Annotated in this window: 15 protein-coding genes; 1 reads left to right on the top strand and 14 read right to left on the bottom strand. The window is 54.1% G+C overall.

Features of this window, described 5'->3' with window-relative positions; translation table 11 throughout:
- Positions 1 to 26: 26 nt before the first annotated feature.
- The 13 genes from RB620_RS00150 to RB620_RS00090 all read right to left on the bottom strand — a co-directional run bounded on the left by RB620_RS00150 (position 27) and on the right by RB620_RS00090 (position 20,729).
- Positions 27 to 2,330, bottom strand: coding sequence for a glycoside hydrolase family 3 N-terminal domain-containing protein (locus RB620_RS00150; protein ID WP_308091641.1), 2,304 nt, complete (start codon positions 2,328 to 2,330; stop codon positions 27 to 29).
- A gap of 7 nt (positions 2,331 to 2,337) precedes the next feature.
- A complete protein-coding gene (locus RB620_RS00145; protein ID WP_308091474.1) occupies positions 2,338 to 3,933 on the bottom strand; it encodes a response regulator transcription factor in 1,596 nt (531 codons plus the stop codon).
- Between the two features lie 13 nt (positions 3,934 to 3,946).
- Positions 3,947 to 5,734 carry a cache domain-containing sensor histidine kinase gene (locus tag RB620_RS00140; RefSeq protein WP_308091473.1) on the bottom strand — a complete coding sequence of 596 codons (1,788 nt, stop codon included), beginning with the start codon at positions 5,732 to 5,734 and terminating at the stop codon, positions 3,947 to 3,949.
- A 79-nt stretch (positions 5,735 to 5,813) separates the two neighbouring features.
- Positions 5,814 to 6,644, bottom strand: a complete 831-nt coding sequence (locus RB620_RS00135) for a carbohydrate ABC transporter permease (protein WP_308091472.1) — start codon at positions 6,642 to 6,644, stop codon at positions 5,814 to 5,816.
- A 15-nt stretch (positions 6,645 to 6,659) separates the two neighbouring features.
- Positions 6,660 to 7,532, bottom strand: a complete 873-nt coding sequence (locus RB620_RS00130; RefSeq protein ID WP_308091471.1) for a carbohydrate ABC transporter permease — start codon at positions 7,530 to 7,532, stop codon at positions 6,660 to 6,662.
- Positions 7,533 to 7,910: 378 nt separating this feature from the next.
- Entirely contained in the window at positions 7,911 to 9,224 is a 1,314-nt protein-coding gene (locus tag RB620_RS00125; protein ID WP_308091470.1) for an ABC transporter substrate-binding protein, read from the bottom strand.
- Positions 9,225 to 9,369: 145 nt separating this feature from the next.
- Positions 9,370 to 10,389, bottom strand: a complete 1,020-nt coding sequence (locus tag RB620_RS00120; protein WP_308091469.1) for a glycoside hydrolase family 130 protein — start codon at positions 10,387 to 10,389, stop codon at positions 9,370 to 9,372.
- A gap of 405 nt (positions 10,390 to 10,794) precedes the next feature.
- Positions 10,795 to 13,413, bottom strand: a complete 2,619-nt coding sequence (locus RB620_RS00115; RefSeq protein ID WP_308091468.1) for a family 16 glycosylhydrolase — start codon at positions 13,411 to 13,413, stop codon at positions 10,795 to 10,797.
- A gap of 208 nt (positions 13,414 to 13,621) precedes the next feature.
- Entirely contained in the window at positions 13,622 to 15,163 is a 1,542-nt protein-coding gene (locus tag RB620_RS00110; RefSeq protein WP_308091467.1) for a response regulator transcription factor, read from the bottom strand.
- A 3-nt stretch (positions 15,164 to 15,166) separates the two neighbouring features.
- Positions 15,167 to 17,014 carry a sensor histidine kinase gene (locus tag RB620_RS00105; RefSeq protein ID WP_308091466.1) on the bottom strand — a complete coding sequence of 616 codons (1,848 nt, stop codon included), beginning with the start codon at positions 17,012 to 17,014 and terminating at the stop codon, positions 15,167 to 15,169.
- Between the two features lie 144 nt (positions 17,015 to 17,158).
- Complete coding sequence (locus tag RB620_RS00100; RefSeq protein ID WP_308091465.1) at positions 17,159 to 18,832, bottom strand: extracellular solute-binding protein; 1,674 nt, start codon at positions 18,830 to 18,832, stop codon at positions 17,159 to 17,161.
- Between the two features lie 89 nt (positions 18,833 to 18,921).
- Positions 18,922 to 19,794 (bottom strand): carbohydrate ABC transporter permease, encoded by an 873-nt coding sequence (locus RB620_RS00095; RefSeq protein ID WP_308091464.1) that lies wholly within the window; start codon positions 19,792 to 19,794, stop codon positions 18,922 to 18,924.
- A gap of 14 nt (positions 19,795 to 19,808) precedes the next feature.
- On the bottom strand, positions 19,809 to 20,729 hold the full coding sequence (locus RB620_RS00090) for an ABC transporter permease (RefSeq protein ID WP_308091463.1): 921 nt from the start codon (positions 20,727 to 20,729) through the stop codon (positions 19,809 to 19,811).
- A gap of 149 nt (positions 20,730 to 20,878) precedes the next feature.
- On the opposite strand from RB620_RS00090, the gene RB620_RS00085 reads away from it, so the two are divergent.
- Positions 20,879 to 21,625: a glycoside hydrolase family 16 protein gene (locus tag RB620_RS00085; protein WP_308091462.1), complete on the top strand. Its 747-nt coding sequence runs from the start codon at positions 20,879 to 20,881 to the stop codon at positions 21,623 to 21,625.
- A 289-nt stretch (positions 21,626 to 21,914) separates the two neighbouring features.
- Here RB620_RS00085 and RB620_RS00080 read toward each other — a convergent pair whose 3' ends face one another.
- Positions 21,915 to 23,276, bottom strand: coding sequence for an ABC transporter substrate-binding protein (locus tag RB620_RS00080; protein WP_308091461.1), 1,362 nt, complete (start codon positions 23,274 to 23,276; stop codon positions 21,915 to 21,917).
- Positions 23,277 to 23,307 lie beyond the last annotated feature (31 nt).

Raw genomic sequence — 23,307 nt, 5'->3', positions numbered from 1 at the left:
CTGCCTGCCTGGAATGTTTCTTTTCCTTATAGAATCGTCAGTTCCGCTTTGAGAACATCTCGCAAACCGCCGCCAACCTGAATCTCCACCTTGCAAGGCTGTACCGCAAAGGTCATGGAGCTGTCCCAAATTCCCAGCTCATCGGCGCCTAATTGAAGCCGAACCTCACGTTCTTCCCCTGGCTGCAGAGCTATCTTAACAAAACCTTTCAGCTCCGCAATACGCCTTGTGATAACGGATTCTCTAGCTTTGATGTATAGCTGCACCGTTTCCAAGCCGTCGACAACGCCAGCATTTTTCACCTTCACGGTAACCTCGATCCGCTCGCCGTTCGTGAGTTTGCCGGCTGCAATCCGCGTGGCGGATAAGCTTAAGTCACGATATTCAAACTTCGTATAGCTCAGCCCGTGCCCGAACGAATACAGGGGCGCTGCGGTCATATCGACATACATGCGCGGACGGCCAGGATCCTTTTGGTTGTAATAAACCGGCAGCTGCGCCGACGAACGCGGCAGGGAGACGGAGAGCTTGCCGCTCGGGTTGACCTGTCCGAACAAAATTTCCCCGATGGCTTGCCCGCCTTCCTTGCCAGGATACCAGGCGCACAAGACGGCATCCGCCAGCTCGTTCACCTCTCCTATAGCATGAGGCCGGCCTTGTACCAAAACGATGACAATCGGAGTGCCGGTAGCCGCCACGGCCTCCGCCAGCCGGATTTGCGCTTCTCCCAGCCTCAAATCCGCCAGGTCTACCCCTTCCCCGCAGTCCATCTCTGCCGGTCGCTCTTGCCCGATGACGGCTTCGCCGTTGCCATCGAACAGATCGCCGAATTGTCTCGTACTGCTGCCGCCCAGAACCAACACGGCGACATCCGCATCCTGCGCGACGGCAACGGCCTCGGCAATTCCCTCGATTGACGAAGATCGAATGCCGCAGCCATGCGCATATACGATATCGGTGCCTGCGGGCGCCGCCATCCGAATCCCTTCCAGCACGGTCGAGCCCGTCTTCGGTCGCTGAACGCTTGTATAGTCTCCAAGCTGATTGTAGATTCGATCCGCGTTGGGACCGATAACCGCAATGCGCTTGCCCTTCCCTTTCAAGGGCAGCGCCGCGTTGTCATTTTTGAGCAAAACGACCGATTCACGCGCGATGGACAAATTGAGACTCCGCATAGCCGGACTGCCGACGACGGATGCAGCCTTAGCTTCGTTCGTATACGGACGGTCAAACAAGCCGATCTCGAACTTCAGACGAAGCACGCGGGCGACCGCCCGGTCGATAAACGACTCGGCGACGAGTCCGGACAGCACGGCAGCCTCCAGCGTGGTGAACGACTTGTCCCACAAGCTTAAGTCCACGCCCGAAGTCAAAGCTAGAGCGGCGGCCGCCTCATGTCCTCCTGTCAGCGCAAGCAACCGGTCGATCGCTTGGCCATCTGCCATCACGATGCCCTCGAAGCCCCATTCGTCCCGCAAAATATGCGTCAGCAGCTTGCTGTTGGCATGGCAGGGTATGCCGTCAATCTCATTATAGGCGGCCATAAATCCGGCCGCCCCCGCCTTGGCTCCTGCCATGGCGGCGGGGAGATGAATTTCTCGCAGCTCCCTCTCGCCGATGCTCGCGGGAGCCGCGTTTTTGCCGCCGATTCCGGCTCCTTGCGCGCTCAGATGTTTGAGAACGACGGCGACTTTATCCTCTTCGGCAAGCTCGCGATCTCCTTGCATGCCTCGAACGGCCGCTTGGGTGAACGCCGCCGCTAGATAAGGATCCTCGCCGAAACATTCCTCCGAGCGCCCCCATCTGGGATCCTGCATGATGTCTAGCACGGAGATCAAGCCGAGGTGAGCGCCCCGGCTTCGAATCTCGGCCGCGGTTTGGCTGTAAGCCCGTTCCATCAATTCGGGGTTCCAGGTCGAGCCTACGTTTAGATTGACCGGCAGCATCGTCCCGTCCAGCGCCTGATGGCCATGCGGGCACTCTTCGCTTAATAGGACGGGAATGCCCAGTCGGGTATTCTCCTTGACGTAACGTTGAATCTCATTGGCCACGGCGGCGCTGTCCTGCGCGACGATGCCGTTCGCATAATCGACGCCCGACCACGGATCGCTGCGGAACAAGCCGTACAACGCGCCCATTCCGCCGAACGCGGCCACCTCTTCCTTGAACGCATCCGTTAACGCATAGGCTCCGCTGTCCTGTTTCTCGTACGCATCCCAACCGTACATGCGTTGATTCAATTGTCCGACCTTTTCCCTGAGCGTCATCCTCGTCATCAAGTCAGCGACGCGTTCTTCGATTGGCAAGCCCGTCTGCTTATATTTTTCCATCATCTCTTCACCCCGGTTCCGTGTTGCCCGCTTGCAAGCTTCTGTATTTCTTAGGGGTCATCCCCATATACGACTTGAAGACGGTTACAAAATATTTATATTCCTTATATCCCACCTGGGCCGCAATTTCGAACACTTTATCATGCGTAGTGGCCAATAAGCATTTGGCCCTTTCCATTCTCAGTTCGTTTAAAAATTCGGTGAAACCCTTGCCGGTGCTTTGTTTGAAAATATAGCTGAAATAACTGGGCGTAATTTTCAGCCATGCCGCAACCTCGGAAGCTTTGAGTTCCTCGGTGTAATGCTCCTCGATATATCGTTTGGACTTCTCGACGATCCAGTACGAGCGGTCGCCGCCGATTTGCTCGATCAGCTCGAAGAGCTTTTGCATGTTCCGATGGACCGCCTGTTCGAGCGACTCATACGTATTAAAGAGGTTCAGGTCGATGGCGCTTCCGCTTATCCCCGAATCCAGTCCCGTAATGCCGCTCTTGCGCAGTCGCTGCCGCAGCAGCGCAAGCAATTCCTCGTATGAGGACTCGATTTCATGCAGGAAGTAGAGCTGCTCTTTGAAGAAAACGAACAAGCTCGCCACCGCTGCCTGCATATCGTTTTGGCTCTGTTTGAACAAGGCTGAAGATAGAAGCTGTACGGACTGCGCCAAATCGAGGGCAGCCGGCTGTCTTCTTTCGCTCCACAACAGCTCCGTATGCGAGTCGAGCACCGTTGCCTGCTCTAACACATGGTAATTTAAGAGGTTTGCCGCTTCCGCGCAGCGCAGGGCGGTTTCGTTCAAATCCTCGTAAAGCTGCGATACCCCCAGGTAGAGGGCTGGCGGTTGCATGCATGCGCGAGCCGCTTGGTTCCATATCGTTTCCCATTCCGCTGCCTGCAGCTTTCCATCGGCCACGATCAACGTAATCAGCAAATTCTCGTGGTCGAAAATCGAGAACGAGCGAAGCTCGGGCCGAAGCCCCGCGGCTTGACGAATGCGGTCTAGCCACTGCTCTCGCAGCTCATCGAGCTGCTCCGGCGTCAGCTCGCCGTACCGTTCTTGATACCGATCCAATTGGCTCGCAACGATTCGATATTGGGAGCCCTGCAGCGACGGCGGCGCTTCTTTGCTATATGCGATTCCATTCCTGGCCACATTCGTCAGCCACAGCTTGATCTCTTGACTCCCGTCCTGCCTGCTTCGGACACGCATCTCCTCCACCATTCGGCTAACGGCTTTGACAAGCTCGTCGATCTCAACGGGCTTGAGCAAATAATCGTGAACGCCGATCCGCATCGCCTGACGGGCGTAATGAAAATCCTCGTAGCCGCTGATGATGATGATTCGGACATCGGGATATCGCTGATTCAGCTGGCTTGCCAGCTCCAGCCCGTCCATCCCGTCCATCCGAATATCCGTCAGCACGATATCGGCCTGCTCCCGCTCCATCAATCGGAGCGCCTCCTCGCCGTCATACGCCTCGCCGATAACCTCGACGCCAAGCTCCGACCAGTCGATCGTCAAGCGCAGTCCCCTGCATATGACTGGTTCATCGTCAACAATGATCAATTTGACAAGCGGACGCTCCGCTTCACCCTGATTGCCCATGATGTACACCGCCTTAGCTTTCCGCATTCGTTAGAGGCAGCCGCAGCCGGATCACGGTTCCCTCTGGTGATGATTCCACGATTTGCAAACCATAGCTTGGCCCAAAAGATATCGTGACCCGCTCGTGAATATTGTGCAGCGCGCCTCGTCTCCCCAGCATGGGATCGAGCGAACGGGTTGCTTGCAAAGCCTCTATCATTTCTAGTTGCCGTTCCGGACTCATGCCCTTCCCGTTATCCGTCACGTCGACCCGGATTTCGTCCTCGCTGCTATATGCGATCACTTCGATCATATGAACGGGCTTGGACTTGTCCACGCCATGCTTGAAGTAATTTTCCACCAACGGCTGGATCAACGCCTTGAGCGTCGGCGTCTCCTCCAGCCCGGGCTCCAGATGAAGCTTGTACGCCAGCTTGTCGCCCAGTCTATATTGTTGAAGATACAAGTACGCCTGTACAAACTCCATCTCTTTCGCAAGCGTCGTATGATGATGATTGTTCCCTACCCGAGCTCGGAAAAACTTGGACAACATCTCGATCAGGCGGCTCGACTTGTCCGCCTTCTCCAATCTTGCCGTCCAGCGAATCATATCCAAGGTGTTGTACAGAAAATGAGGGTCGATCTGATTTTGGAGCAGCTTGAGCTCGGACTCTCTTTCGTTCAGCTCCAGCTTGTATTTGTGTTCGATCAGCTCTTCGATCGTACCGACCATGGCGTTGAACTTCCGATTCAAGTCCGCGATTTCGTCTTGGGATTCGACCGGCACTCTGACGGTGAAGTCGCCGCCGGCTACGCGAACCGTCTCCTTTTTTAATCGTAAGATAGGCCGGATGATCATGTAATTGAAGCCGTAGAATGCCGTTAACGCCAGCGCGACGATAGCCGCCAATATGGCCGTCATCATCCATTCGGCGCTTCGGAATTGCTCCGATAGATGCGACTCGGGGATCATCGCGACGATGGTCCAGTCCGTCAACGGCATCCGATGGTACAATGTCAAATGCGGCTCGCCGTCCACGTCGACCGTGCTGAAGCTGCGGTCGCTCCGGGCAAGCTCATTGATTTGTTCGGCGTACGGCTGAAAGTCCAGATCCGTTTGATCGTTCGAAGCCAGCAGAAGCTCTCCCTCCGCCCCCAATAAGTAGACGTTGCCGGAAGAATCGTTCAGGATGCCCTTCTCCAGCTCGGACACGACGCTCTCTTGATCAATCCGAATCGTGAGCAAGCCGAGCGGTTGGGTAATATCGACGTACGAGTTGAGCACGCGTATCAAGGAGAAGACGTTGACCTTGCCATACCAGGCGCTATCCAAGGCATAACCCTGCGTCCAGAACAGTCCGCCTTTCATGGCTCTGGCTTTGTTCTCCCATCTGCTTTCGTTGCCGGTAAACGGTTCCCCCATCCCAATCGAATTGCCATTGTTGCCGACGATCTCGATGGACCTTATATAGCTTTTGGACATGAGCTGGAAGGTTAGGAAGTTCTCGATATCGTTTTTCAGATCCGCTTTCTGTTGATCTCCGAGCGGCGGATACGTTCTCAGATAGCGGCGCATATCCGGACTCAAGATCAAATAATCGGCCATATCCGTCACCATCTTCGTTTGCTCCGAAAGCTGGCTGGCGACATTGTCCAAATTGCGATGGATGGCGCTTACATACTGCTCATGCAAAACACGTTGATAATTGTATTGAACGATAACGCCGACTCCGACGGTGGGCAGGATCACGAACAATAGAAAGATGATGAGCGCTTTTTTTCTCAGACTCAGCCGTCCCCAGCTTCTCCCGCCCATTGTCATGATGCTCCTCCTTCGCAGCCGGCCCTATGCTAGCGGTTATCCTTGTGGGTCATATTGTACCTCTATGTCGAATCGCGAATCAACCTTTGACCGCGCCGGCCGTCATGCCCGTAACCAGCTGCTTCTGCAGGAGGAGATAGAAGACGACGATCGGGATGAAGGCGATCGTTAACGCTGCCATCTGGAGGGTATAGTTCGCGGTTTCGAGTCCGACGAAGTTGGCCAGACCGAGCGGCAGCGTCTTGAGGCTGTTGGTCGTAATCAACACCAAAGCGAATAGATATTCGTTCCAGTTATAGATGAAATTCAGGATGACGACGGTTGCCATGGCCGGACGCGTGAGCGGCAGGATGATCGACCAAAAAATACGGAAAATGCCGGCGCCGTCCATGATGCCCGACTCCTCCATGTCTTTCGGAAAACCGCGCATGAAGCCTTCCAGAATGAAGACGGTAAGCGACAAGTGAAATGCCGTATACGGCAGAATGAGCGAGAAATAAGTATCGATCAAGCTCAGCTTTTGCATAATGAGAAAGATCGGAATCAATGTGGCATGGATCGGAACCAGCATGCCGAGCAGGAACAATCCGTACGTCAATCCGCGCAGCTTGAACTCGAAGCGAGACAAGAAGAAGGCCGCAAGCGCCCCTAGAAACACGGTTACGATAAGCGAAATAAACGTAATCAGGAAACTGTTGATAAAATACGTATCCATGTTGGCGATATCCCATGCCTTCACGTAGTTCGAGATGTGGAACCCGGTCGGCAAGGAAAACGGATCCGCCGCATATTCTTGCTCCGATTTAAACGAGTTAATGATCATCCAGAAGATAGGGACCAAATTCATCAAGGCGAACAAACCCAGAAAGATGTATGCGAATAATTTAAATACCGGAGATCTCTGTTTCACTTTTCCCCCTCCCTCCTAACCTTTTTCCTTGCCAAGCCGGTTGGCAATCGTAATGACGACCAGACTGAACAGAAGAATCATAATCGACACCGCGCTGCCGTAGCCATACTCCAGATTGACGAAAGCGCTGGAATACATATGGATCGTCATGACCTCGGTTTGATGCGCCGGACCGCCGCCGGTCAATACTTGAATAAGATCGAACACCCGGAACGAATTGCTGATGCTGTATACGATCGTCACCATTAGGGTGGCTCGAATCATCGGAAGCGTCACGAACCAGGTTCGCTTCAGGCCGGTCGCGTCGTCCAGCTCCGCCGCTTCGTTGACCTCGTCGGGAATATTTTGGAGCGCCGCCAAGAACATGACCATGTACAAACCGACGTTTTGCCAAATGTAGGCGATGCTGATCGACAGAATCGACCATTTGGGATCGCTGAGCCAATTTTGCTGCCAGCTTTCCAAACCTACGAATGCCAGGAAATTGTTGAGCAAGCCGTACTCCGTGTTGTAGATCATCCCCCAGATGAGCGAGACCATAACCGAAGAGATGACGACCGGCATAAAGCCGACCGTACGGAAGAAGCCCGAGCCTTTAAGCCCTTTGTTGAGCAGCAAGGCCATCAGAAGCCCTAGCGGCAGTTGGCCGATCAGGCCCGTTACCATGATGAAGATATTGTTTTTCACCGATAACCAGAACGTATCGCTCTGGAACATTCTCGCGTAATTGTCGAGACCGGCGAATTTCATGTCGCCGATTCCGTTCCAATCCATGAGCGAATAATACAAGGAAATTCCGATCGGAACGATGGCAATCCCTAGATAGATCAGGAGGGCCGGGAACAATCCGATAAAGATCGCCAGCCTGCTCCGTTTAAGCGTATGCATCCACCATTCTCCTTTTTAGATGTAGTTCAAAAAGTCCGCTTCCCATTACGAAGTATTTCCAGAGGCTTACTCGACGTCGAATATTTCATGATGCCCACGAAAGTGAAGGGAAGCTTCGATGCCAATTCCGATTACTTTCGCGGGGCCCGAGTTTGCCGAACCTTCCATTGATGTGCTCACGTAGCTCCGCTACGCTCCGATACTCAGTTTCTAGTTGCCTTCCATCTTCTACAGCGTTTTTGAAAAAAACGCAGCATCGGAAGCATAGGATAACCGAACTTTTTGAACAAGTATTTTAATTTTCTTCTAGGCCCTATACAGAGAAAACCCGGAACCCGGGTTTTCTCTGCCTGTGCCGCAAGCATGATCTTCGAAGCTTTACTTCTTGTTGTACTCGTCCATGGCCGCTTGCGTATCCTGCGCGACCTCCTGCGGCGTTCCGCGTCCTACGGTCAAAGCTTGCAAGCCGTTCTGGATGACGCTGACGACCTGAGTCGGAATGATGCTGTCGAACACGGGAGCCGTTCCTTTGCCGGTCAATTCAAGCATTTCCTTAAGGTACGGGCTTGCATCCTCCGGTACGTCGACCTTCGCGGGAACGACGACGCCGTTGCTAATCAAGTCCTTGTACAATTCTTCGCTGACGAAATATTTCATGAATTCCTCGGCCGCTGCTTTTTTACGCTCGTCCAGCTTGCTGTTGATGGCGATGCCGTATTGAACGACGCCGGCGCTCTTTGCCGGATCGCCTTTGCCTCCCTCTACGCTCGGGAACAATGCGATTCCGAACTTATCGCCTTCTTCGTTATTGATACGAACGCGCGCGTCAACCGTCGAGGAGGAGATGTGCATCGCTGCTTTGCCTTGGATCAGATAGTCCTGGCTTTGCACGGAGTCCATGTTGTTCGCATCCGTATTGAAGGCATCCAGCTTGCTGAGCTCATCGATAACGGAGATGGCGCTTACGAATTCCGGATCGGTGAACTTCGCTTCGCCGCTCAACACCTTCTGCAAGAAATCGCTTCCCGTGAAGCGGTCTCCGATAATGGACAGAATCGAGGACTGCAACGGCCATTGTTCTTTGTTGCCGAGCGAGATCGGAGTCATGCCCGCTTCTTTCAGCTTTTTGACCAAATCGATAAAATCCGCATAAGTCGTCGGGAATGCATCGTAGCCTACATTGGCCAGCATCTCTTTGTTGTAATAAACGATATCGACAAAGGTCTGCTTCGTCGGAATCGCATATTGCTGACCGTCCACGTTAAACGGCAGCAGAGCGCTCTCCGGCAAAATATCGTTCCACGTATCCATCAGGCCGTTGATCGGATGAAGCAATTCTCCGTCCACGAGCGGTGCAAGGTCCGCTCCCGGCCACACGACGTTGATATCCGCCAGATTATTGGCCGCCGCGAGCGTGCGAAGCTTCGTTTTATATTGAGCGGACGGAACTTCGTCGGTTTTGATCACGATGTCCGGATGCTCGCTCTGGAACTTTTCGATTCGTGCCTTGTATACATCGTTGTCGATGTTAGGCGTCGTCCAAGGATGCATCATCGTAAGCGTTACCGTATCGCCCGAAGAGCCGCCGCTTGCGTTGTTTTCAGCGGAGTTGCCGCATGCCGCCGTCGACACGGCCATTAATCCTGCTAGCGAGACAAGAAGAGTTCTTTTTTTGAAGTTCGAATGGACCATCTTAAACCCTCTTTCCATATTTGTAATCGCTTTATAAAGGAAGATCAGTAAACGGGGCGCCCGATTGATCTATACATTTATTATAAAAAATCCGAATGATCGGAAATATCCTATAATTCTTCGATTTTATCCTGCGCTATGCCAGTTATTTTCGATTCGAAGGCTCGAGCAGGTGTTCAAGCATCTCGTCAAGCGGTACCGTCGCAAGCGCGATGGCCGTATCCGTGACGCCATAATAAATGTGCAGCATACCTTCATCGAGTACGCAGCCCGTCGGGAAAATGACATTCGGAATTTGATAGCCGAATTTCTCGTAATACATCTCGGGCTCCATAATGAAATTCGAAGTACGCGCCAAAATTTTCGTAGGATCCTCCAGATCGAGCAGCATCGCGCCAAGCCGATATACGGTTTGCCCATCGACCCCATGATAGAATAGAAGCCACCCCTGCTCCGTGCGAATCGGAGGCGTCGAGCTGCCGATCTTTTTCATTTCCCATTCTTGTTCCGCTTTGGCAAACAACACCGGATCTTCCCAAGTCTTCAGATCGTCGGAATACGAAATCCAGATCGCGGCCTGCTCGGTGCCGTATTCTTCTCCGATATACTCCTCCGGCCTGCGGAGCAACGCGTATTTGCCGTTTATTTTTTCCGGAAACAAGATGTTATTCCGATCGTTGATTTCGAGCGGAGTCGTCGTGGATACATACTCCCAATGAATCAAGTCGGCGGAGGAGAGCAGCATCGATCTTGTCAGCCAGTGCCCCTCTTCTTCGCCCCAACCGTCCGGATACTTCGGAATGGAGCGCTCCGGAATGCCGGTGCCGGTCGGATAATAATTCATCGCGCACGGACGGAGCGCGATCGTCATATAGTAGGTATCCTCGATTTTGACCATGCGCGGATCCTGCACGCTGCCGTACGGGAAGCCCAGCATGTCCGGCGTCACCACGGGCTCGTCCACGACGTGGGTGAAGTGGACGCCGTCGGCGCTCTCGAGCAGACCCAGGTAGTTTTTGCAAGGCGTAAGGGAGCCGGCCGTTCTTTCGATCATATAAAATTTGCCGTTATCCTTAATGACGGCGGGGTTGAATACCGTCGCCAATCTCCAGTCGTACAAGCCCGGTACGACAATCGGGTTTTCAGCATGTCTAGTAATGTTCAATGATGTCCCCTCCAGCTTCATCAATTCATAATATAGAAATCATTATAGCCCTCCTCGTATGGCAGTTATATCCCACCGAATTTAGAAAACATCCGAATTCTATCATTAATAAAAAAATAGGGCTGCCCCAAAAGTCGTAAATGACTTAGGGACAACCCAACGCCCAACCGGCACATGATTATTTTTAAAGTTCATTCATCAATCGAGCTACTTATTGGCGATACGATTGTAGTCGAAAATTCGAATACAATTCGGACTTTGGGGCTAGATTCGATGAATCTGTTCGAAAAATCGACTAGAATTCATTCAAATTCGGAAATTCGGATCATTATGTTCGAAAAACCGTCTATAATGGCCCTCCGTTCGATGAAGCTAGGCATTTTCCGGGGTATTCCGGTTTCCCGATTACTCCGGCGTTCCTTGGGTTACGCCATGAATATACGTCTGCCAAGGCGTATCCAGCGCTCCTTGGCCCGGATTGTATGTGAAGAAATATTCGACGGTGTCGCCAGGCTGCAAGTTGTTGACGGGATACGTGAAGTTACCGTTGCCGTCATTCGTCATCGCGACATTGAGCTGCACGCCGTTGTTGATCTTATAGTGGAGGTCCGAGAAGGTGGCACCGTTCACGTAGAACAACAGGTTGTTGCCGCTTTTCTTAATGCCGCGCACCCCGTCGCCGATGATGATCACGGTCGGCAATACCGTGATGGTGCTGACGTCGGTGAAGCTGCCGTCGGCGGTCGTCGCCGTCACGGTGGTCGTGCCCGGCGCGACGCCTGTCACGAGACCGTTCGCATTGACGGACGCCACGCTCGAATTGGCAACGCTCCATGTAACCGTCTTGTTCGTCGCGCCCGAAGGCGCGACGTTCGCATTCAATTGCTCCGTCTGGCCTACCTTGAGCTCGGCCGTGCTCGGATTCACAGTGACGCCGGTAACGGGAACGTTCACCGGATCCGGATTGCCGCCTTCGCCCGGCTGATAGACGCGAACGTAGTCGACTAGCATCAAAGCCGGGATATCCGATGGATCCGGAGCCAATCCGCCGTCGAAGTGTCCGCCTACGGCAAGGTTCATGATGATGTAGAACGGCTGGTCGAACGGCGCGTTCGGATTGTTCGGAGCGGCTACGGAATACCATTGGTCGCGCGTCACTTTGAAGAAAAACTTGCCGTCGACGTACCACTTGAAGTTATCTTCTTCCCAGATCAAGGAATAGACGTGGTAATCGTTCGCGAACGTCTGTCCTGAAGGGAAGTGGTATTCACCTGCGAGATATTTGTTCACCGGCCATTGGCCGCCGTAGTGGATCGCGCCGCTAGTCGTGCCGGGCAGGCGTCCCTTCGCTTCCATGATGTCAATCTCCCCGGATGCGGCCCAAGCGCCGTATACGGAATCTTCCGGAAGCATCCACATCGCCGGCCAAATGCCGTTGCCCGTAGGCAGCTTGGCGCTGAAATCCACCCGGCCGTATTGGAATGCGAACTTGTCTTTCGTGTTGATGCGGCCCGAGGAATATTGCGCGAAACGGTTCGGATCCTGCGGGAACGACTTCGGATCGTTCAGCGCGCGCAGATTCAGCTTGCCGTTCTCCAGGAATACGTTTTGCGTGCTGTTCGTATAGTGCTGCAGCTCCGCGTTGCCCCAGCCCCAGCTGTTCGGGTCTTGGCTGATATAGTAGCCCGTTTCGTAATTCCACTTGCTTGTGTCGAGAGTCGTGCCGTTGAATTCATCCTGCCAGATCAGCTCCATGCCATCGATGGTCGCATCTGTCGGCGTGCCGATCTCGATATCCTCATGATCCGTCACGTCCGGACGCGGCGCGTTCGGGTTGCCGATGAACGTATACGTGACGTAATTGCCACCGATGCTGCCGCCCGCCTGACCGTTAAGCGGATAACCGATGCGGATTTGCATATCCACCTGGATCGGCTGGAACCACAAGCCGTAGATGTAGTCGGCCCAATAGCCCCACTGGTTGGCGTCCGACATGTTGTTATAACCGCTTCCGGAATAAACGAAGCCGCTTTGTCCCGAGCTGGACATCGGCACCCATTGGCCTCCTAAGTTGATTTCGTAAACGAAGTTGCCCAGCTCGAAGCCGATGGCCGGATTGCCGTCGATCTTCGGCAGCGGAATGCCGATGACGCCGCTTTGATCCGCCGTAAACGTCGTGCCGTCAAATGGCGTCAGCGTGTAGGAATTGCGGACCGGCTTGTTGAAGACGATCGTATACACCACGTTAGCCCCGGAGGTTTCGGACTCCAGCTTCACGTTGATCGATTCCGTGACCGTGAACCAGTAGCCGCCCCCGCCTTCGGTGAATTGGCCGAAGTTGCTGTTGTAAATCCAGCCGCTGGCCGCGTTGTTGTCGATGTCGACCCATGTGCTGCTATTCACGGTCTTCACGTACACCTTCAAGTCGTCGGCCACGGCCGCGTAAGGAATCGCCGGATTGTTGTTGAAAGTCGGGTAAGTGAACCCTGCGCCGCCCGTATAGCCTGCCGTAATTTGCGGCCCTTGCGTAGGCGCCATGGACGTTATGGTCTGCGTGTTGATGTTCTGGAATTGGAGCGTGTAGTTCAGCGCAACCCCGCTGTTCGCTTTGGAATGCAGCTGAATTTCCGTTGTCTGGGAGAGCGTGAACCAGTAGCCGTTCAAGCCGCCGTCGCTCCAATGTCCCCAGTTTTGGTTATAAACATATCCGCCGGCGCTGTCGATATCGACCCAGCTGCCGTTTACTTTCACTTTGACGCCGACGTCGTCGACGACATCGCTCCAGGCTGCGGAGCCGCCGTTGAACACCGGCATCACGAAGCCGTAGCTGGCTTGACCGACGCCCGATTTGGAGATGACCGGACCGTCGTTTGCCGAAAAATAAGCCATCGAAGTTACCGTGGTTCCCGCTGCACGAACGCCCGAAGCCGGCATCAAGCAGGCCGCGGTAAGCAACACGGCTGCCAGGAGAATGCTTAGTCCCTTTTGCATGTACCCATTTACACCCATTTGAAATTGCCTCATAAGTGCCTCCTTCATGATATGAATAAAGCCGTTCAGGAACGGAGTCACCCTGTGCGCATCAAGGTAACCGCTTACACATGATCGCCTAACCTGCTGTTATCCCTAGAACAACTTAATTGTAATGGAGGTCTTTATCGGCGGATAGGTACAAAGTTTTTGTGTTTGGGCCATTATTTTGTCTTTCGGAGGTCGACATCGAATAAGGAATTCAGCCGGACTTCCAGCGCGTCCGCTCGCGGTATTCGGTTGGCAGCATGCCCATCACTTCCCGGAACGCGCGCGTAAAGCTTTTGTAATTTTCGTAGCCGACCATCGCCGTTACGTCGACGATTTTGTGATCGGTGTCGGCGAGCAGCCGGCGCGCTTTATCCAGCCGGACATCGCGAAGATATTCCGAGAAACCTTTGCCGACGTTTTTCTTGAACAGGTTCGAGAAATAAGCGTAGTTGAGCGACACGTGATTGGATACCATCGCGAGATCCAGCGGCTTATGATAGTTCTCGTGGATGAACCGGATCGCTTCGTTAAGGTCCTGTGTGTTGCGGTAACTGCACTTGAATTCGTCGTAGAACTGGTTCAGCCGGAGAAGCTGCTGCTGCAGTGCCTGAAGATAGTCGCGTATGCCGGGATAATCGAACAGGTTGCGCAAACAATCGATGTCCAGCGTTTCTTCGCCCATGTAAGGCCGGATGACGCGCTCGTATTCCTCCAGCATCTGCACGACGGCGCGGCATAACTGCTGCGTGTAACGAATGTGGTAGCGCTGCAGCGTTTTTTTCTGAAACAACGCGGAAATGCCTTCGGCGATTTTGCCGCTGTTTTTGGTGCCGATCAGCTGAAACAGCGCATAAAGCTCCTCGTGTGGAAGCTGCCATTGCTGCTCCAGTCCTTCGATATGCACGGGCAGCATGCAGCGTTTGTCCGGGAACAGATAGCCGTGACGGTAAAGCTCCATCGCTTGCTCGTAACTCTCCGGCAGCTTACGCAAGCCTCGATGCGGTTCGGTTACGGCCATGAGGGCATCCAGTTGACTTTCTTTCAAGGCGGCAGATAGCGCTTTCGGATCTACGGATGCGTCCACCGCCAATATCAGATGCGGACGATGCTGCAGGCAGATGCATCCCCGCCTGCCGTAGACGTTGTAGGCAATGGATTCCATGCCATGGGCGCTGCCGGTGCCCGGCTGATTGACCCTCAGCTCCTCACGCAGCAAGCATAGGCGGTAATGGCTCCACAGCTCCGCATGCTGCTCCTCCGTCTCGCGAATCCATGCTTCGTCGCTTTCGGCTCCCTGCATGAACATGCTTAGCTCCTTGCGATCCGTCTCCTCGGCGCGCTGCGATACGTGCATCATATCGCGCGAAAGCGCCTGCCGGGTTCGGATCTCCTGCAGCACATGCTCGACGGAGGTTTGCAGATCCTCCCGCTTCACGGGCTTGAGCAGATACCCCTTGGCCCCGAGCCCCATGGCCTTCTGCGCGTAAGCAAATTCGCTGTATCCGCTAATGATGAGAAAATCAGCCTGAATACGCTCTTCTTTGCTCCGAGCCATAAGCTCGAGTCCGTCCATATCCGGCATCCGGATATCGGTAATGACCAGCTGGATGCCGTGCTGACGCAACAGCTGCAGCGCCTCCATTCCGTTGGCGGCGGTATGAATCGAATCGAGCTCCAGCGGAAATTGCTGCAGCATAGTCTCCAGGCCGTCTCTTATATTTTTTTGATCGTCCACGATAAGCACGCTGATCATTGTCTACCATCCCCCTAGATTCTCGTTTTTCCAAGGCAGCCGTATGGACACGTTCGTAAATTCCCCTTGCGCGCTGTCGATCCAAAGGCCGCAGCCGGGGCCATAATGAAGCTGCAGACGTTTATGCACGTTCTCGAGTCCGAGTCCGTTATTGCTTCCTTCGATCGGCGCCGGCGCATCGGGCGAGTCGCCCCTCAGCGCATCCTGCAACGCGGCGAGCCGAGCCGGATCGACGCCCGCACCGTCGTCGCGGATCTCAATAAGCAGCAACTGGTCGCGTTCCACGGATACGGTAATTTGAATATGCACGTTTCCTCCGGGAGGTGCCGCATGATGTACGGCATTTTCGACGATCGGCTGCATGCACATCTTCGGTATGTCGTACCGCAGCACCTCTTGCGGCAGCTCCGCCGTCAAACAAATCCCGTCGCCTTCCATAAAGTTGATGAATCCGATATAGCTTTCGATGTTCGCAAGCTCCTCGCCAAGCGTGACGGTGTCGCTCCTCCACTTCATGCTGTAGCGCATCAGGGCTCCGAGCGCCACCAGCGCGTCGGCGATCGCGGGCTGCCGCTGTACCTCTGCCCGCATGCGGATCGATTCCAGCGCGTTATACAGAAAATGCGAATTGATCTGCGAATGCAGCGAGTGCAGCTGCGCATTTTTGGCAATCAACTGTTTATCGACCACCTGAGTCATCAATTGCTTGATTTCGTCGAGCATATTATTGTAGCTGACCGCCATCTCGTCGATTTCGTCGCCGGTTTCTCCCTCGTCAAGGCCGACATCGATTTTCGCATCCAACTCTCCCCTGCGTACTTTGCGCATCGAAATGAGCACTCGCTCGAGCCGGCGGAAGATACGTTTCGTCGTTTGCGAGACGAGCACCAGCATGAGCAGCAGCACGCATAACGCGATGGCCGCCACCAAGCCGTACCAGCTTCTCGGCCCCTTCGTCAACGCCTCGTACGAAGCGATATCCACAACATAAGCGTCTAGCGGCGCGATGTACCGATACAGCGCATAGAAGGTTTGGCCGTCCGTCTTGACCGTAATCGGATCTTGCTGCTCCAGCACATCCAGCTTCCCGCGAATCGCTTCGAGAATGCCGCCGAGCGACTCCCCGGCATCCTGGGCGAATGGATGCTCGGCATTGTAGACATAACGGGACGGAAGGCTCCCATCCATTACGATGGAGAAAAATTGCCCTTCGGTTTCCTCTAGCAGCTGGTCAAAAAAGACGTTGTGCTCCACGCGGATTTCCATAATGCTAGGATGCTTCAGCTGCTGTCCCTGCAGGCGGACCAGCCGGTAATAAGCCAGCGTATGATCGCCTTGCTTGAGCGCGAACAAACGATAAGCCGATCCGCCCGCTTCGCGAAGCTCCGCCCAATATTCTTGCGGCCAAAACTTGTCGTAATGATAGATTTCGGGCCATATCTCAAACACGTTCGGATTGTCGACATAAAAGCTAAGCTGACTGATCATCTCGTTGCTCTGTATAATGTGGCGCATCTGCTCGAATTGATTTTGCCTGAATTTCACCAATCCCAGGCCATCCCCCCGCATGTCGGAGTGGATATAATCGACGAACTGTTTTTGCGTCAGCGCGGTCGAGGAAACGTTTTCAACAATGTTCATTTTGCTACGCAGCTGCTCGTTAAGCCGCGCGACATGGCTGCTGCCCGTCGACATCGCGTCCTTGTAGAGCTGATCTTCCTGAAGGCGGATAAATAAAAAAGAAACGGCAAGGGCGGGTATCGCAATAAGGATGCTAAATGCGATAAATAATTTTTGGGATATTTTGGCGTTTCTGTATATCTTACTTATTCTATTCATGACGATGTTCACGACTAGGCCCTCCCCACCATCGTAATATACCATATATTACAACCGTATCGGTAGGTAACTAGGCATATGTTCCGAGATTGCAATCGTTCCGTAAAAGCAGGGAATACCGGCCGCCTGAATCGGCGGCCGGCAACTAGCGTATTATTATTCCGCCATTTTGGCTTTGCGCGCGTCGAGTTCGGCTTGGCGGGCTTCTACGACCTTCGCGAAGCCGTATTCGTCGCGGCGCGCGACGAAGCTTTCGAAAATTTTATCGAATGCCGTTTCGTCCTTCGCCGTGATCAGCTCCGGAAGCGTTTCTTCCCAGTTCTGCGAGATTCGCGACCAATTGACCGCCGCTTCGGAATCGCCGAGCGGATCGAGACCTTTGTAGATGCCGCCGTCGATGTCGGCTTGCGCGTTCGCGAAGTCTTCCATTTGCTTGATGACGGGAGCCTTCTCCGGTCTCCATTGGTTGACGATGACCGGGTTGCGCATCATCCAGTACGTATCCATAATGCCGTATTCTTTCTCGAGCTTCTCGATATCGCTTGCCAGCATCTCCGCCAATTCGGGCTTCGCTTGCGGCTTGCCGTTCGCCATTTCCCATGTTTCGCCTTCTTTGCCCAGGAACAGGTCGCGTTGACCTTCCTCGCTGGCCATGTACGTCAGGAAACGAATGGCGCGTTCCGGATTTTTGGCCGATTTGCTGACCATCGTCACCATCCAGCCGTCCATGTTGCCCGGGAACAGCTTGGCAGGATCGCCACTGCTGTTTTGCGGACCGTCGACCGCGATGTAGTAGGAGTCTGGATTCGCGCTGGCGGCAAGCATCGGATTGACGGCCGCCATGCCGTTCCATTCGCGAACCATCATGAAATAACGGGCATTGTTCGTTTTTTCTTCCACTTGCGTATCGGAGTCGACGAGGAAGTCGACGTTGATCAGGCCGCGCTCGTAAGCCGTGCGGAACGTCTTCAGCCAAGCGACATAGTTCGGATCGGTTACGCGGTCATAGACCTTGCCGTCCTTCTCGAACGGAATGGCGAGCAGGTTCTGCAAATATTCCGTCATGCCGTAAGGCACGTTTCCTTGCGCGAAAAACGGGCTCATCGGCTGGCCCTTGTATTCGGAAAATTGATCCTTCAAAAGCTGCAGCGCGTTCAGGAAGCCCTCCGGCGTGGACAGATCCGGGCTGCCCATCTCTTCGTACAGATCCTTCCGCACCAGGAACGTTTGGTTGGCGGCCGTCATGCCGGTTTCGTGCATCAGATTCGGACTGTACGAATCGTTCGGCATGCCGTACGTGTTGCCGTCAGGCTGGCGGTACCACTTCAGCGTGCCGTCGCCCGCCACCTTATAAAAGTAAGGATCGTATTGATCGGCCAGTTCGTTGAGCGCGTAGACATGGTCGCCTTCCCACAGCTTTTTGACAGCGGTTTCCCATGAGCCCATGCTAATCAAGTCGGGCAGCTGGCCGGACGTCATCATCAGCGTGAGCTGCTCGTTCGCGTCGCCGGACGGCACCTCGATCTTGACGTTCACGCCCGTTTTCTCGGTCATGTATTTGGAGTTCAGACTCTCTCCCCACGTATGAGGATACCAGGAAGCGCCTACAAACCAAGTCAGATCGACCGGGCTGGTGTCCAGCTTCCATGCGGGCTCTTCCGGATTGAGGGCCGTCTCGGTCGGCGAAGCCTCCGGCTGCTGCGTGCTGTTGCCGGCATTCCCGACCGAATTGCTCCCTCCGTTGTTCGAGCCCGTGCATGCAGCCATGCTCAGCGTCATTACCGCTGCGAGCGCCATTGCCGTAATCGGTTTCATGCGTTTGCGCGTCATGCCATGATCATCCTTTCTTTGCCCCTATTTTGTATTTTATATGGAAAGCATGCGCCTCCGAAACTAGCAATTGGGAGACGGCACGACTTTCAACCTTTGATCGCGCCGATCATGACCCCTTTGACCAGGTAACGCTGGATGAAGGGATAGAATATCAAGATCGGAAGCGTTGCGACCATCATGGAAGCGAACTTGATGGAATTGCCCGGCAGCCTGGCGCCGAATTGCGCCATCGCTTGCTGCTGCATGAACGACATGGAATTTTCCGCGATGATTTTGAACAGCATCGTTTGCAGTGGCAGCAGTTCCTGCGTTCGGATGTACAGCACGCCCTGGTAATAATCGTTCCAATGATAGACGGCCGAGAACAGCGAGATCGTGGCGATGACCGCCATGCTGTTCGGCAGAACGATTCGGAACAGAACGCCGTAATCCGACGCGCCGTCTACCTTCGCGGACTCCTCCAGGCTGTCCGGAATGGTCCGGAAGAAGCTCATGAAGATGACCATGTTGAAGAACGAATACATCGCCGGGATGATGAATACCCAGAAGTTATCGTAGAAGCCCAGCTTCACCATCAAAATGAACGTCGGGATCAACCCGCCGGAGAACAACATCGTGATCAGCGCGATTTTCATGTAGATTTTGCGCCCGACCAGGTTGGTCTTGCTGAGCCCGTAGGCCACGATCGCGGTGAACAAGACGTGGACCGCGGTGCCGATGACCGTGCGCAGGGTCGTTATCAGAAAGCCGTTCATCATGTTCTCGTTGCTGAACACGACGCTGTAGCTGTCGAACGAAATCGCCTCGGGAATCCAGTTGACGAGTCCCAGAATCGCCTGCTCCGGCGCGTTAAGCGAATTGACGAGCACGAACCACATCGGATAAATCGTCATGAAACATACGACCAGCATCACCAGCGTGTTCACGACCTCGAAAAGGCCAATTCGTCGTTTTGTCATGATTCCGACCTCCTTTAGAAGATTCCGTCACCGCTTAGTTTTTTGGATGCGTAGTTGGCCATGAACAGCAGAGCCAGCGCTACGATCGAGCGGGCGAACAGAACGGCCGTTGAGAAGGAGTGGCGACCCGATACGAGACCCATGTTATAAATGTACAAGTCCAAGCTTTCGGCCATCTTCATGTTCATGTTGTTCTTGAGCATGAACACCTGATCGAAGTTGCTGCCGAGAATGCCCGCGACGGCCAATATAAACAAAATCGCGATTGTCGGTCGTATGCTCTGAACGGTAATGTGCCACATTCGCTGCCAGCGGTTTGCCCCGTCCAGCTCGGCCGCTTCGTATAGCGCCGGATCGATGCCGGCGATGGTCGCGATGTAGATGATGGCGCTCCAGCCGGTTTCCTTGAGCGTGTCCGAGAAAAACGTGATCCACCAAAAGTACTTTGGATCGCTATTGTACAAAATTTCGCGTTCCTGAAGGCCGAGCCCGATCATCAGTTGGTTGATTACCCCGCCTTCGCCGAGCCAGCTCAGCATAATGCCGCCGAAGATCGTCCAGGCGATGAAATGCGGCAGGTACGAAATCGTCTGTACCGTTCGTTTGAAGCGGATGCTCCGGATTTCGTTCAGCAATAGGGCGAACACGATCGGAATGCCGAAGCCCAGGAAGAGCTTGATGCTGCTCATGCCGAGCGTATTGCGGATGGAGCGCCAGAACCGGTCGTCCGTCCAAAATTCCTCGAAGTGCTTCAGCCCTACGAAGGGCGACTCTAGCATCGGTTTGGCAATGCTGTAGTCCATGAAGCCGATAATGAGCCAGAACATCGGAATGTAGCAAAAGATGAACATCCATACGATCCCGGGAATGACCATGCTCTGCAGCTGCCATTGTCTAAAAAACGTTTTCATTGTTCCTGATTTGTGTTGAGCCACAAGTCCCGCCCCTTTCCTTCTCCATCGTATGAAAACGCGACCATAAAAAAAAGGCCACCATTTTTGACCCTATCCCATTTTTTTAGATTGTGATTGAACGGCCTTCAGAATCGAGTATGCTTATCGTATCTGAGAGGAGGAATCTAGCAGTGTACAAACTGATTTGGCAGCAGGATTTCTTGAAAAGCGGCGCCGACCTAAGCGATTGGAACAAACGCCTCGGCAACGATATCGTCGACGATGACGGCAATGTGATCGTGGAAGGCTGGGGCAACGGGGAACGGCAGTTTTATACGGGGCATGAAGAGAATGTGTATATAGACGGAAATGGGCTTCACCTTCGGGCGCGCCGCGAGACGACGACGATCCAGGATGGCCGGAGCTTCGCTTATACGTCCGCGCGGATCGATACCAAGGACCATATGTCGTTCACGTACGGCAAGCTGATCGTGCGCGCCAAGCTTCCCACAGGGAACGGGATATGGCCGGCGATCTGGCTGATGCCGCAGGAGTCGGCATATGGCCCTTGGCCCGCTTCCGGCGAGATCGACATCCTGGAAGCGAAAGGCCGGCTGCCCCAGCATATTTTCGGGACGCTCCATTACGGCAAGGACTGGGAGAATAAAAAAATCAACGAGTTCTCTTATCGATTCGAGAACGGATCGATTGAAGAATTCCATGATTACGGGCTGGAGTGGGATGCCGAATCCATCAAGTGGCTGGTGGACGGGCATGTATTTGCGGAGCGCAGACTGGAGCCGGGAGTCATGCCGTTCGACAAATCGTTCTATTTGATTCTGAATTTGGCGGTTGGCGGCTGGTTCGACAATGTGCCTGTCAACGAAGAGGCATTGCCCGCGGTCATGACGGTGACGGGCATTTGGTTGTATCAGTAACGAAAGGAGCTGTCTCGAAAGATGCGTTCTCGAGGCAGCTTTCTATGTTTTGCGAGGAGGATGCGGGAATGGTCAAATGTACACGAAATTTCGTATCCAACGAGCCCAAATGTGCCTCTAGAGCGCCAATGTGTACGAAATTTCGTATCCAACGAGCCCAAATGTGCCCCAGGAGCGCCAATGTGTACGAAATTTCGTGTCCACGAGCCCCGAACGAAAAAACGGCGGCACAGGGATTCCCCTAATGACCGCCGTTTCGTTATGTTTCATCCGGAAAATCGCCCCGCCGCTAGTTGCCCAGCTCCGCCCGGACCTCCTCAGTTCGTTTGTTCCACTGCTCGGTCGCCGGCACGATCGTGTTGATGTCCGCGCCCATGAAGATGACTTCGTTCAAAATGTTGTTCCAGTTGTATTCCCCGAATGCCGGAACCGTCAAGCCAGGTTGAATGTATGCGTTTTCTTTCGCGAGCTTGACGGCCTCTTTGTTTTTGCCTTCCCACATCGGCGTCTTGTCGTAGTAGTCGATAATTTCGGGATCGTTGATGGACGCATTCGCGCCTTGATCGATTTTCCACTTCTGCGCTTCTTTGGAGAATTGGAAGCTGATCCAGAGGAACGCCTCTTCCTTATGTTTGGAACTGCTCAGCATGGACAGCGGTCCGTAGATCGTGTAGCCCGGCTGGCTTTTCTCGCCGCGCGGGAACGGGAGCACATCCCACTCAAAATTGGCGTTCGCCTTTAGGCTTGGCAGCACCCAGTCGCCGCCGATCGCGAAGCCCGTTTTGCCGTTGATGAATTCGCGCGTCACGTCGCCGCCAGCCGTCGCGGCGTCGAAACTTTGCAGAGAGCCGTCCTTCGTCACGAACTCCTGCAGCCATCTGACGTCGTCCAGCACCTCCGGCGTGTGCAGCACGCTTTGGGTCAAGTCCTCGTTCAAATAATGGATGTTCGCGGCATGTCCGTCCGCGATCGCTTTGGTGCTGAGGAGGCGCATCTGCCATTCCGATTGCGTCGTGAGGCCGAATTCGCCTGCTGCCGGATCGGTGATCGCTTTGGCGATATTGCGGAAGTCCTCGTACGTCCAGTCGTTGGCCGGCATTTCTTGGCCGTGTTTGGCGAGCAGGTCCTTGTTCACGAGAATCCACATCGGCACGTCGACCATCGGTACGGCCAGCTTCTTGCCATTCCATGTCATCGTGTCGAAGAAGCCGTTCGGGAATTGCGTCGCGTTGAACGTCGGATCCTTCTCGATATACGGGGACAAATCTTCGAGCAGCCCTGCTTGGTCGAACGAAATGAGGTCGGAATCGATTTCCGTCAGGTCGGCAGGCGTGCCGGCGGCTTCCAGCGACGCGATGATTTCCATGATCGGCTGGCTGTTGACCGGGATTTGCTCGATCGTGATCCAAGGGTACTTCTCCATGAACATGTCGTACAGCTCGCCGTACGAGTCCTTCCAGGAAATGATCTTCAACGTAACCGGCTCGCGGTTATCCGGAGAAGCGGTCGGTTCGGCTCCTTCGGTTGCCTGCGTGGCTGCAGGCGCGTTCGTCGGCGCGTTGCCGCCGTTTCCGCCGGCGCAGGCGGTTGCGACCAACATCATGGCCGCCAGCATTGCCGTCATCTTTTTATAACCCAGATTCTTTTTCATACGATTCCTCCTCGATTTGTGGTGGTGCTTG

The sequence above is a fragment of the Paenibacillus sp. LHD-117 genome, assembly GCF_030929555.1.
In the GTDB taxonomy this organism is placed as follows: Bacteria; Bacillota; Bacilli; order Paenibacillales; family Paenibacillaceae; genus Pristimantibacillus.
The sequence above is the reverse complement of the archived record's forward strand: the minus strand, read 5'-3'. Positions and strand labels throughout refer to the sequence as shown.